Origin of the sequence: Rhodococcoides fascians A44A, assembly GCF_000760735.1 — a bacterium.
In the GTDB taxonomy this organism is placed as follows: domain Bacteria; phylum Actinomycetota; class Actinomycetes; order Mycobacteriales; family Mycobacteriaceae; genus Rhodococcoides; species Rhodococcoides fascians_E.
Genome location: NZ_JMEX01000005.1, coordinates 1177527 through 1191745 on the forward strand (window position 1 = coordinate 1177527; position 14219 = coordinate 1191745).

General features: G+C 66.0%; 1 protein-coding gene. It reads right to left on the bottom strand.

Annotation, left to right across the window (positions count from 1 at the left end):
- Positions 1-139 precede the first annotated feature (139 nt).
- On the bottom strand, positions 140-14074 hold the full coding sequence (locus tag BH95_RS09260) for a non-ribosomal peptide synthetase (RefSeq protein WP_037181639.1): 13935 nt from the start codon (positions 14072-14074) through the stop codon (positions 140-142).
- Between the last annotated feature and the right edge of the window lie 145 nt (positions 14075-14219).

A 14219-nucleotide genomic window follows, 5' to 3' on the forward strand; every position in this document is an offset into this window, starting at 1 on the left:
TTACATCCACACCGGTATGCGAACTACAGGTGGTTCGATGCACTCGGCACCGCAGATTGCGTACCCCACCGTTCATCGATTGCCGAGCGGACGACGTTACTGCGCGGTAAGGTCCGCCCGGCCGGGCCGAGACCGCTCCCTAGTGGCGCCCGAAAGCTTGTTCGCCCGCAGTCACCCGAGCCTCTCCGATCGCACGGGCCGAGGTTTCGTTCTCTGTCGGTGCGTCGACGAGAACGACGAACTGGAGGTCCTCGGACTCTTCCTCGGCCAGCTCCTCGACTCGATCCGCGGTGACGAACGCATGCGTGACCCAGTCGTCCAGGACCGCATCGCTCAGCGAGACGTCGGCCGCAGGTACCACCCACGCCGCTCCGACGAGAGCGGACGACAGCAGCGTGGACAGATGCCAGAGCGGTCCCGCAGCGACATCCGCGAGCACCCGTGACTCGAACGTCATCGACAGTCGTGCATCCGCGGCGAGCAACGACGCCACCAACTCACTCTGGGCGATCACGAACGGCTCGGTCGCTCGATCGTCGACCACGACGACAGCCGCGTCGTCGACGGCGAGCAGTCGAGTGCGCGCAGAGTACGCAATCGGTCGACGCGATGCGGACTGCACGGCCTCGGACACCGCGGGATCGTCGAGCGCAACGAGCTGCGCACCGTCACTCTTCTGGGACACTGCCATGTCCGACGCCGAGGTGCCGATCACCCACGTCGCATCCGCGCTCGTGCCGAGTACCGAAGCGGGTGTGTCCGCCTCCGACACCACCACGGCGGCACCCGCGAACACGACCGCAAGCACGGTCACTACCCAGTCCACCGACATCGCGACGTCGACGACCACGCGATCACCGGGCCCGACACCGCGGTCGACCAGGACACGCGCCAGCGCGGACGACCGTCCTTCGATGTCGATGTAGGACATCTCGTCACCGTTGTCCACGACCGCGGGAGCCTCCGGATCGAGCTCGACCACGGATCCGATCACCTGCGGCAGCGACCGTTCGACGGCGACGGCCGTGGCGTCGTTCGCCCCAGCCGAGGTCGTCTGCGCGTCGGTTCGAGCTCTTTCCTCGTCGGACATGATCTCGATATCACCGACGATCACGAACGGATCCGACGCGACAGCCTCGAGGATGCGCGTCAGCCGGTCTGCGAACGACGCCGCAGTCTGCTCGTCGAACAGGTCGGTGGCGTACAGCAGCGATCCGAACAGTCCGGCAGGTTCGCCGGCGTCGTCCATCCTGGACTCGACGGTGAACTGCAGGTCGAACTTCGCGCCGAGCTCCCCCGCTTCCAGGCCTTCCACCGAGAGCCCCGGCAGTTCCAACTTCACCCGTTCGAGATTTTGGAACGACAAGGCAACCTGGAAGATCGGGTGGCGTGCCTGAGACCGTGCGGGGACGACGGCGTCGACGATCTCCTCGAACGGCAGGTCGGCGTTGCTGAATGCACCGAGGTCGACCGTCCGCACGTCGTCGACCAGACCGGAGAACGTTCCACCGAAGTCGACGTGGGTGCGCAGCGCGAGGGTGTTGACGAACATGCCCACGAGATCGTCGAGTTCGGCGGCTCCGCGTCCCGCCACCGGGGTTCCGACGACGATGTCGCTGCTGCCGCTGAGACGGCCGAGAAGAACAGCCAGACCAGCGTGCACGACCATGAACAGCGAGGTGCCACGATCGCGCGCGAAGTCGATCAATCCTGCTTGCGCCGCGGGGTCGACATGGAACGGCGTCGAGTGCCCTCGCATCGACTGGGTCGGCGGACGCGGACGGTCGGTCGGTAGATCGACAGCCTCCGGAATTCCCGAGAGGGTCTGCTTCCAGTAGTCGAGCTGTGTCGACGCCGGCGATCCCCCAACGGTCGTGTCGCCGAGCACCTGGCGTTGCCACAGTGCGAAGTCCGCGTACTGCACGGGGAGCGCAGTCCACATCGGTGGGGTGCCCTGCGTCCGGGCCGAGTAGGCCACCATGACATCCCGGGCGAGCGGCGCAATCGAGGCGCCGTCGGCGGAGATGTGATGGACGACGAGGGCAAGCACGTGCTCGGTCGGGCTCAGCTGAACCAACCCCACACGAACCGGTACCGTCGCCGCGACGTCGAATCCTCCGAGAACCAGCTGGGCGACTGCCTCGAACGCCTCTTCTTCACCGTCGACGACTGTGGGACGCAGGTCGAACACGACCTCCTGCGATGACAGGATCTTCTGCTCCGGACCGTCGGTGTCCGACGGGTAGGTCGTACGCAGCGTTTCGTGGCGAGCGACGACATCGCCGATCGCCGCGGCGAGCGCATCCCGGTTCAGCTCGCCGGTCAAACGCACCGCGAGGGGGATGTTGTACGCGCTCGACTCCGGGTCGATGGTGCTCAGCACCCACATCCGCTGCTGCGCCAGCGACAGCGGCAGCCTCGCCGGACGCTCGGTCGCGACCAGAGGTGCCCGGCTACCCGTGCCGGCCAGACTCTCGACTGCGGCGGCGAAGGACTCGACCGTCGAGAAATCGAACAGTGTTCTGACCGGAATCGACGCATCGAGCGCCGCGCCGACGCGGGACACGACCTGGGTAGCGATGAGCGAGTTGCCGCCGAGGTCGAAGAAGTTGTCGTCGAGACCGACCCGTTCGAGCCCCAGGACCTCGGTGAAGACACTGGCAACCGTGACCTGAGCCTCGGACGTCGGTTCACGGAACTCCGACAGCTGGGGCGCCGGGTCCGGCAGCGCCTTGCGGTCGAGCTTGCCCGCTGAGCCGAGGGGGAACTCGTCGAGCACGACGAACGCCGCGGGCACCATGTACTCGGGCAACGACTCCGCGACGGTGCGCCGGATCGCGTCCACGTCGACGACTCGACCTGCTGCGGGAACGACGTAGGCGACCAGCCGGTCACCACGGACCAGAACGACCGCCTGTCCAGCCGAATCCGATTGCAGCACAGAGGATTCGATCTCTCCGAGTTCGATGCGCAATCCGCGCAGTTTGACCTGGAAGTCCGACCGTCCGATGTACTCGATCTCGCCGGCGGAGTTCCACCGCACGAGGTCGCCGGTGCGGTAGAGCCGCGCGCCGTCGACGCCGAACGGGTTCGCGACGAATCGGTCCGCGGTGAGATCGGGGCGGGACGAGTATCCGCGCGCCAGTTGCACGCCACCGAGATACAACTCGCCGACCGCGCCGACGCCGACCGCGTTCAGTCGCGCGTCGAGAACGTACACCTGCGTGTTGTAGACCGGTCGACCGATCGGGACGGCGGCGATATCAGCTTCGGAGACCTCGTGGAAGGTGACGTCGACAGCCGCTTCCGTCGGTCCGTACAGGTTCACCAATCGGGTGGACGGAAGAACCTCGGCGAGAGCACGCGCCGTCGACGTCGGCAAGGCTTCACCTGACGAGAACACGATCCGCAGAGACCTGTCCGACGCCGCAGACGGCTCGGCGGCGAACACCCCGAGCATCGACGGAACGAAGTGCGCCACGCTCACGCGTTCCGCGGCGATCAGCTCTGCGACGTACTTCGGATCACGGTGCCCGTCCGGCCGTGCGATCACCAGTCGAGCGCCGATCTGCAACGGCCAGAACAGTTCCCACACGGACACGTCGAACGTCGTCGGCGTCTTCTGCACCACGGTGTCGTCCACCGTCAGCTCGTACTCGTCCTGCATCCACACCAGACGGTTGACGATCGAACGGTGCTCGACGACGACGCCCTTGGGCTTTCCGGTGGAACCGGAGGTGAACAGAACGTACGCGGGATCCCGAGGCGTGAGTGCTCCCGTGCGCTCGGCGTCGGTGAGGGGACGGTCGGGGTGGACGGTCGTGTCCACGTCGTCCAGCACGACCACGTCGTCGCCCGCGAGTTCTCCGCGATCACGCGTCGTCGTCAGGGTCAGCGCGGTGGCCGCAGTGTCGAGGATGTAGGAGATTCGCTCGGTCGGCTGCGACGGATCGACCGGAACGTACGCGGCCCCTGCCTTCAGCACCGCGTAGATGCCGACCATGAGCTCGATCGACCGGCCGACCGCTACTGCCACCGTTCCGCCCGGACCGACGCCGCGCTCGACGAGGTACCGCGCGAGGCGGTTGGCACGCGAGTCGAGTTCTCCGTATGCGACGGACTCGCCTTCGTAGGTCAACGCCACTGCATTCGGCGAGATCGACACGCGTGACTCGAACATCGAGACCAGCGTCGCCGACGGATCCAGATCGTGATCGGTCGAGTTCAGCTCCACCAGCAATCGGCTTCGCTCCGCGTCGTCGACGAGGTCGATATCACCGACGACGACCGAAGGATCAGCCGCGACCGCACCGAGCACCGTGACGAACTGCGCGGTGAGTAGTTCGATCGTCGACGCGTCGAACAAGTCGGTGGCGTAGACGATTTCGGCCTCACGGACCGGTGCGCCGTCGAGGCCTGCAGTGGGCTCCCCGACAGTTACCTGAAGGTCCATCTTGGCCACCGCGGCGTCGAAGTCGATCGACGACGCCTTCAGACCGGGTAGCGAGAACGAGGTGGATGCGAAGTTCTGGAACGTGAGCAGCACCTGGGTCAACGGGTGTCGTCCACCGACACGCGGTGGATCGAGAACCTCGACGACACGCTCGAAGGGAACGTCCGCGTGCGCAAAGGCGGACAGGTCCGTTTCGCGGACGACCTTCAACAGCTCGACGAACGTCGAGGTTCCTGCCACCGGCGTTCGAAGCACCAATGTGTTGACGAACATTCCGATCACGTCGTCGAGCTCGGCTTCACCGCGACCGGCGATCGGAGTGCCCACCACCACGTCGGATTCACCGGACACCCGCGACAACAACACGGCCAGCGCACCGTGCACCACCATGAACGGAGTCACGCCGGCACGGGTTGCCACGGTATCGATGGCTGCCACCGTCTTCGCGTCGATGGTGAAGCGGTGGGCGGCACCCCGCCCACTGGCCACGGCGGGACGGGAACGATCGACCGGTAGTGCCGGCTCGTCCGGAGCATCACGCAACCGTTCGAGCCAGTATCGTTCCTGGGCGGCCATGGGTGACGTCGGATCGTCCGAGGACCCCAGTACTTCGCGCTGCCACAACGTGTAGTCCGCGTACTGCACCGGCAGGGGCGACCATCCCGGCTCGTCGCCTGCTCCGCGCGCCACGTAGGCCGTCACCACGTCTCGGATCAACGGCATCATCGAGAAACCGTCGGCCGCAATGTGATAGGCGACGACGACCAGCACGTACTCGTCATCGCCGAGGTCCAGCAGACGAATTCGAACCGGCACCGACCGGGTGACGTCGAATCCTTCGGACACGATCGTGGTCACCGCAGAGACCACGTCGGCCTCGGACACCTGCTCCACCCGGAAGTCCGGTCGAACAGCCGTGGCAGGAAGGACCACCTGGATTCCGGTTCCGGAAGATTCCGGGTACACCGTGCGCAGACTTTCGTGGCGAGCGACGACATCGTCGATCGCTGCACGCAACACATCGACGTCGAGTGCACCGCTCAATCGCACCGCCGCCGGGATGTTGTTCACCGCCGACTCGGGCTCCAGACGGTTCAGGAACCACATACGCTGTTGCGCAGGCGACAGCGGAATGCGGTCCGGTCGCGGGCGAGGGGTCAGAGCGGGGCGGGCGCCGGAGCCCGACTCCACGCGTGCCGCAAGGGATTCGACCGAAGACGCATCGAAGACCATGCGCACCGGAACTCGACTGTCGAGGGCGACTCCGAGTCTGGACACGAGCTGAGTCGCAACGAGCGAGTTGCCGCCCAATTCGAAGAAGTCGTCGTCGAGACCCACCCGTTCGAGACCGAGTACGTCCGCGAAGACGTCTGCGACGATCTCCTCGATCGGTGTGCGAGGTGCTCGGAACTGCGTGGCATGGACCGTCGGGGCGGGAAGCGCCTTCCGGTCCAGCTTGCCGGAGGTGTTCAACGGGAACTCGTCGAGCGTGAGGATCGCACCGGGAATCATGTAGCGAGGCAGCGCCTCGGCAAGCGAATCGCGCAGTTCGTCGATGTCGATGTCGGTGTCTTCGGCGGACGCAGGAACGACGTATCCGACGAGTTGGTCACCGGTGTTCGTCTGCACCACCGCAGCGGCGGACAAGCCCACCCGCGGGTGGGCAGCGAGCGCGGCCTCGATTTCACCCAACTCGATACGTTGCCCACGGAACTTGACCTGGAAATCGGTGCGACCGATGTACTCGAGCGTGCCGTCGGATTGCCACACCACGAGGTCGCCCGTCCGATACATCCGGCTGCTCGCCGAGGACGAGCGGGACACGAACGGATTGGCCACGAATCGATCGACCGTCAGGTCGACTCGACCGTGGTAGCCACGCGCAAGCTGGACGCCGGCAAGGTAGAGCTCGCCCGGAACTCCGACCGGGACCGGCCGGAGTCGTGAATCGAGCACGTAGACAGCGGAATTCCACTCGGGTCGCCCGATGGTGACAGCCGAGCCGATCGCGGTGTCGGTCACGTCCGCGTACGTGATCGACACGGCCGCCTCGGTGGGGCCGTACAGGTTGTGCACCCGCGCGTCCGAGACTCGCGCGAAGTCACGGACCGCTTCTCCTGGAAGAGCTTCACCGATGACGAAGATCTGTTGCACGGACCGAAGCGCCGCCCGTCCTACCGCCGATGCGAACACCGACAGCATCGTGGGAACGAAGTCCGTGACCGTCACGTGTCGCTGCGAGATCACCTCGGCGAGGTAGCGGGGGTCGCGATGACCATCGGGGGTGGCGAGCACCAGTTGTGCGCCCACTCTCAGCGGAAGGAAGAATCCCCAGAGCGAGACGTCGAACGTCGTCGCGGTCTTCTGCAGATACACGTCCGACGCGTCGAGCGAGTACTCGGACTGCATCCATTCCATCTGGTTCACGATCGCGCGGTGACTCACCGCTACGCCCTTGGGACGGCCGGTGGACCCGGACGTGAAGATCACGTATGCGACGGACTCGGCAGACACACGAGAACGCGGCAGGACCACGTCCTTGCCGCCCCGGAACTCGGCCGGCGCGGAGTCCACGTCGATCACTCGGACGGCCCCGGGAGGTGTGAACAGGTCCCGACCGCGCACGAGGACGCAGACCGGTTGTGCGGCACCGAGTATGTAGTCGATTCGCTCCACCGGGTGATCGGGGTCGATGGGGACGAAGCCTGCGCCCGCACGCAGCACCGCATACATTCCGACGACCAGGTCGATCGATCGGCGCATCGCGATGGCGACCAAAGCGTCGGGCCCCGCGCCTGCGTCCACCAGCACGCGCGCGAGTTCGTCCACCCTCGCGGCGAATTCGCCGTACGTCAGAGAGTCGTCCTCGTACACCACCGCGACGGCGTTCGGTGTCTCGCGCGCGGCGTCGGCGAACCGGTCGAGCAGCATCGCATCGTCGACGGTTCGTCCGGTCTCGTTCCATCCGGCAACGAGCAGCTCCGCCTCGTCCGCAGCGACCAGTTCGATATCGCCGACGATCACCGTCGGCTCGTCGGTGATCTGCTCGAGAACGCGGAGGAATCGCCGTTCGAGCGTCTCGACGGACGCCGGATCGAAAAGGTCGGTTGCGTAAGCGAATTCGACGGACCATCCATTGCCGTCGACCGGCTCACTGACCGCGACCTGCAGATCGAACTTGGCGATCCCGGCGTCGAAGTCGACTGCCGACACGGACAGATTCGGCAGCTCCAACGAGGATCGGCCGAGATTCTGGAAGAAGAGCGCTACCTGGAAGAGTGGGTGACGCGCCGCGGACCGAGCCGGATCGAGTATCTCCACGAGGCGTTCGAACGGTAAATCGGCGTTGGCGAATGCCGCGAGATCCGTGCGGCGCACCGTGTCGAGCAGGTCCTCGAAGGATGCCGCGGTATCCACGTCCGTTCTCAGGACGAGGGTGTTGACGAACATACCGATCATGTCGTCCAGCGCTGCGTCGCCGCGGCCGGCGATGGGCGCACCGATGGCGATGTCCGACGTTGCCGACAGTCGTGCGAGCAGGACGGACAACGCAGCGTGCACCACCATGAACGGAGTGGCTCGGTGCTCCTGCGCGGTCCGTTCCACGGACGCGCGAAGCTCGCCGGAGACCTCGAATCGGTGGGTTCGACCGCGATTGCTCGCCACGGCCGGACGGCGACGGTCGAACGGCAGATCCAACTGAGCAGGGAGCCCGGCGAGCGCGCTCTGCCAGTAATCCTTCTGCGCGGAGATGATCGAATTCGGATCGTCCTCGGAGCCGAGCACTTCCCGCTGCCAGAGCGTGTAGTCGGCGTACTGGACGGCAAGTGGTTCCCAATCGGTGTCCAGCCCTGCCGCGCGTGCGGTGTAGGCCCGGACGACGTCTCGCGTCAGCGGACCGAGCGAGTACCCGTCCGCGGCGATGTGATGGACGACGAACACCAGAACGTGCTCGGTCGACGACACCTCGAACAGGCTCGCGCGGAACGGCGCTCGCCCGGTGACGTCGAAACCGGCGAGCACGGTCTCCTCGATCGCTGCCGGAAGCTCGTCGGCGTCTATCGGGATGGGGGCGAGGTCGGGGATGACAGCGCGGGTCGGCACGACTTCCTGGCTGCCCACCCCGTCCACCTCTGGGTACACCGTCCGCAGAGATTCGTGGCGGGCCAGTACGTCGGCGACCGCGACGTGCAGTGCATGTCTGTCCAGCAGGCCGGACAACCGGATCGCGACCGGGATGTTGTTGACCGCCGACTCCGTGTCCAGTCGGTTGAGAAACCACATGCGCTGCTGCGCGAGGGACAGTGGCACACGATCGGGCCGCGGACGCGGGACGAGAGGTACCCGTGCCCCACCGCTTGCCTCGCTCTCGATTCGTGTCGCCAGGGCTGCGACGGTCGAGGTTTCGAACATCAGTCGAACCGGAACCGTCGTGTTCAGCGCAGCACCCAGCCGTGACACGACTCGTGTGGCGATCAACGAGTTTCCGCCGAGCGCGAAGAAATCGTCGTCGACTCCTACCCGTTCGGCCCCCAGCACCTCACCGAACACGCTCGCGACGATCTCCTCGACGGGGGTCGACGGCGCGCGGAATTCTGCCGCTTCCACCTGCGGTTCGGGTAGTGCTCCACGATCCAGCTTTCCGGCGGAATTGACCGGGAACTCGTCGAGTTCGACGATCGCGGCCGGCACCATGTACGACGGCAGTTCACGTCGTAGCGTCTCTCGCAGTTCGGCCGCGTCCACACGGTCGCTCGCCGGCGACGCGACGTAGAGCGCTATCCGGTCGTTGCGCACGACGGCAACTGCATCCGCGACGCCGGGAACGGTACGGGCGACAGCGTCGATCTCGCCCAGTTCGATACGCAGTCCTCGCAGCTTCACCTGGAAATCGGTTCGGCCGATGTACTCGAGGTCGCCTCGTTGGTTCCAGCGCACGAGGTCGCCGGTGCGATACATCCTCCCGCCGCCGAACGGATCGGCGAGGAACCGGTCGGCGGTCAGATCGGGTCGACCGTAGTACCCGCGCGCGATCTGCCGTCCGGACAGATACAGCTCACCTGCGACACCTACCGGTACCGGATGAAGACTGCCGTCGAGTACGTACGCAGCCGTGTTCCACACCGGGGTGCCGATGGGTACGGATGCGTCAGCTGGAGCTTCCGCGCCGGAGACCGAACGGGCCGTCGCGTGAACAGTGAATTCCGTTGGGCCGTAGAGGTTGTGCACCGAAGCGTCGGTCACTTTCGACAGTGCGGTCACCGTCGAGGTCGGCAAGGCCTCCCCGGCCAGTTGGATCAGGCGGAGAGCCGAGAGGTCGCGGCCGACCGACTCTCCCAGGAACGCACCGACCATCGACGGCACGAAGGACAGCGCGGTGATTCCCTCCGATTCGACCACATCCACCAGATAGGCCGGATCACGGTGACCGTCCGGAATCGCGACGACGAGTCGCGCCCCGGATGCGAGCGGTACGAACAACTCCCACACCGAGACGTCGAAGGTGAACGGCGTCTTCTGAAGCACCGAGTCCTGACTGCTGATCCCGTATTCGGCCGCGAACCACGCTGTCTGGTTCGCTGCGGCCGAATGCGATACGGCGACGCCCTTCGGCCTGCCGGTCGAACCGGAGGTGAACACGACGTAGGCGACGTTGTCGCCTCGGGGCGCTCGGCGATCGACGTCGGACAGCGGGGCGCCCGACAACTCGGACAGACTCAGTCCGTCGAGGCGAACGGTCTCGGCGACTCCACCGGCCACATCGGCGTCGGACGTCGTCAGTACGACGGAGGCACGCGAGGTCTCGAGAATGTACCGGTTCCGTTCGGCCGGCTGGCTCGGGTCGATCGGTACGTACCCACCGCCGGCCTCGAGTGCCGCGTACACCGCGACCATCATGTCGAGCGAGCGTGGAATCGCAACCGCGACCAATACTTCCGGACCGACGCCCCGTCCGAGCAGGTACCGCGCGAGCCGAGCGACACGGGAGGCGAACTCGGCGTACGTCAGCGATTCGTCACCGAACTGCAGTGCCTGCCCGTGCGGAGACTCCGCTACTGCCCGATGGAACCCGTCCAGCAGGGTGACGTCGGCGACGACGTGGTCGGTCGCATTCCACTCGTGCAGCACCCGAGTCCGCTCGGACTCGTCGACGATGTCCACGGACGCCACCGGCAGATCGGGCGTCGAAACGGCCGAGTCCAGCACGAGGAGGAACCGTCGCGCCATGTCCGCGACCGTTGGTTCGTCGAAGAGATCGGTGGCGTAGGTCAGATCGAGCGACCACCCGTCCCCACGATCGGACACGGTCACCTGCAGGTCCGTCTTCGCGACAGCGGTGTCGAACTCCACGCCTGACACCGTGAGACCGGGGAGCCGAAGATCGGTCGAACCGACGTTCTGGAACACCAGGAGGACCTGGAAGAGCGGATGACGGGCCTGCGACCGAGCCGGGTCCAGAACCTCGACGAGTCGCTCGAACGGTACGTCCGCGTGCGCGAAGGCGTCGAGATCGGTGTCTCGGACGGAATTCAACAACTCGGTGAAGCTCCGGCGGTCCTGAACGTCGGCTCGCAACACCAACGTGTTGACGAACATGCCGACCAACTCGTCGAGTACCTGCTCCCCTCGTCCCGCCACCGGGGTCCCGACCACGATGTCCGACGTGCCCGACAGCTTCGCCAGCAACACCGAGAGTGCGGCGTGCACCACCATGAACGGGGTAGCGCCTCGGCCCGAGGCCAAAGTCTCGACCCTGCGCCGCATCTCGGCGTCGACGAAGGCCGAGTAGTTCGCGCCGCGGCCCGACGCCACGGCCGGTCGACGTCGGTCCGAGGGCAGATCGAGTTGGACCGGACTATCGGCGAGTGCGCCGATCCAGAATCGTTCCTGTTCGGCGATGAGCGAGTTCGGATCGTCGTCCGATCCGAGTACCTCTCGCTGCCACAGCGAATAATCGGCGTACTGCACCTCGAGTGGCGCCCATTCCGGCGCCGCCCCTGCTGTGCGTGCCACGTATGCGGACACGATGTCCCGGGTGAGCGGAACCATCGAAAAACCGTCTGCTGCAATGTGATGCGCGACCACGACGAGTACGTGTTCGCTCGACTCCAGTTCCAACAGTGTCAACCGGACGGGAACCTCGGACGTCACGTCGAAGCCTGCCGACACCAGCTCGACGACTCGGTCCAGAACGGTCTGCTCACTCACGACGACGGTCTCGAGTTCCGGAGTGCGGTCACCCATGTCCGCGACGACCTGACGGCCCACACCGTCGGTGTCGGGGTACAGCGTTCGAAGCACCTCGTGGCGTTGGACCACGTCCTCGACTGCCGTGGTCAGCGCATCCTTGTCCAATTCGCCGGACAACCGGATCGCGACGGGGATGTTGTCGACGGCCGACGTCGGGTCCAGTCGATTGAGAAACCACATGCGCTGCTGTGCCATCGACAGGGGGACGACGTCGGGGCGTTCACGTCGAGTCAGGGGCACGGAGGTGGCCGATGTTCCCGACGCCAGGGCACTCTCCACCGACGCGGCGAGTCCCGCAGCCGTCGGAGTGTCGAAGAAACCGCGGACGTCGACCTTGACCTTCGAGTCCGCGTTGACGCGAGCGACCGCGCGCGTCGCGCTCAGGGAGTTGCCGCCCAGAGCGAAGAAATCGTCGTCGACGCCTACTCGGTCGACACCGAGAACGTCCTCGAACACGGCGACGATCGCGCGCTCGACGTCGTTCTCGGGGGCGCGGTACTCGGTCGCCAGGTCCGCGGAGCCGGGCACGGGAAGTGCCTTACGATCGAGCTTTCCGCTGGCGTTCAGCGGAAACTCGTCGAGCGCGACGAACACGGCCGGCACCATGTAGTCCGGCAACGTGCCGCGAATTCCGGCCGCCAACTGCTCGGAATCCGCCGTGCCCGTCGAGGTGACGACGTACGCCACCAATCTGTCGTCGACTCCGTTGTCGGACTCGTCGGAGACGACGACCACCACGGCCTGGCGAACCTCGCCCAGCGTGAGCAGCGCTGCCTCGATCTCGCCGAGCTCGATACGCAGACCGCGAAGTTTGACCTGGAAGTCGGTGCGTCCGAGGTAATCCAGCACCCCGTCGTTGTTCCACCGCACGAGGTCGCCGGTGCGGTACATCCGCTCGCCGGACGAGGAGTTCACGTTCGCGACGAAGCGGTCGGCCGTCAGATCCGGGCGGCCCAGGTACCCACGCGCCAATTGCACACCCGACAGATAGAGCTCACCCGGTACCCCGGGCGGCGTCGGGTTCAAGCCTTCGTCGAGTACGTGCAGTTCGGTGCGCGGCACCGCCGATCCGATCGGAACGGACACCGCGTCGGCACTGTCGGTCCGGTGGAAGGTCACGTCGACGGCGGCCTCGGTCGGACCGTAGAGGTTGTGCAGTTCCGCGTCGAACAGCTCGTGGAACCGGCGAGCGGAGCTGGCCGGAAGTGCCTCGCCGGACGCGAACACCTGCTTCAGTGCCGGCAGGCTGTCTCGCTCGTCCGAACCGTCGAACTGGCCGAGAAAGACCGTCAACATCGAGGGCACGAAGTGAGTCGTGGTCACCCCGTGCGCACGCATCGTGTCGGCGATGTAGGCGGGGTCGCGATGACCGTCCGGCGCCGCGATCACCAACCGTGCCCCTGCCTGCAGCGGCCAGAAGAACTCCCACACCGATACGTCGAACGTGAACGGTGTCTTCTGCAGAACGACGTCGGCGTCGGACAACGGGTACGCTGCCTGTCGCCAATCGAGGTTCGCCACGATTGCTTCGTGCGAGACGGCGACACCTTTGGGTCGTCCCGTGGAGCCGGAGGTGAAGATGACGTAGGCGGTGTTGCTCGGACGTGCCGGGCCGAACGGCCGCTCGGCGTCGGTCAACGGGTCGGACGAGTAGTCGTCGAGCGGCTCGGTGTCCACCGACAGAACCGGGATGCCGTCCGGCAGCGCCACGTGCTCCCCCGACGAGGTGAGCACGAGCAGCGGCTCGGCGATGCCGACGACGTAGGCGATTCTCTCCGCAGGGTGACCCGGATCGATGGGGACGTAGGCGCCGCCCGCCTCGACGATCGCGTACATCGCGACCACAAGGTCCACGGAGCGGGAGATGGACAGGCCGACTCGAACATCGGGGCCGACCCCCAGTTCGACGAGTCGGCGAGCCAAGCGATCGACGTGAGAGGAGAATTCGCCGTACGTCAGGGTCCGGCCGTCGAATTCGAGGGCAACGGCGTCCGGAGTGCGGTCCGCGCGATCGCGGAAACGGGTGGCCAAGGTGACGTGTTCCCCCACACCCGTCTGTAGGGAGTCCGAGCCGAGAACCGAACGCACGTCGCTCACGATTGCGGCGACGACGGACTCCAGACCACCGTCGGCCGACTCGACGGCTCCCGGAGCGAGCGTCGACAGCGCAAGCGGAACGAGGGCGTCGGCGCCGAGAACCCCGCCCATGGCAGCATCCAGATTCGTCAGCTCCAGTTGGACGGCACCGTAGGACACGACATTGCCGCCGATGTCGACGGTCCTGTCGGGCTCGGCCGCGACGACACGGTCGACGAGCCCAGGTAGATCTTCGATCGCCGTCGAGTGCGAACCGGATCCACCAGACACCATCTACTTCTCCTCCTGATCACGACACGCGTCGAATACCCGGTCGATTATCCCTACTCCCACGACAGCAGCCGACGTCCCCCTCTCCCGCCGAGGAATTACTCGGTGGGGACGTCAGCTGACGTCGTGGGTCAGCTGTCGTCGTGGG

Coding starts and splice junctions, on each gene's coding strand:
- BH95_RS09260 (WP_037181639.1), bottom strand. CDS start 14,074: ATGGTGTCTGGTGGATCCGGTTCGCACTCGACGGCGATCGAAGATCTA.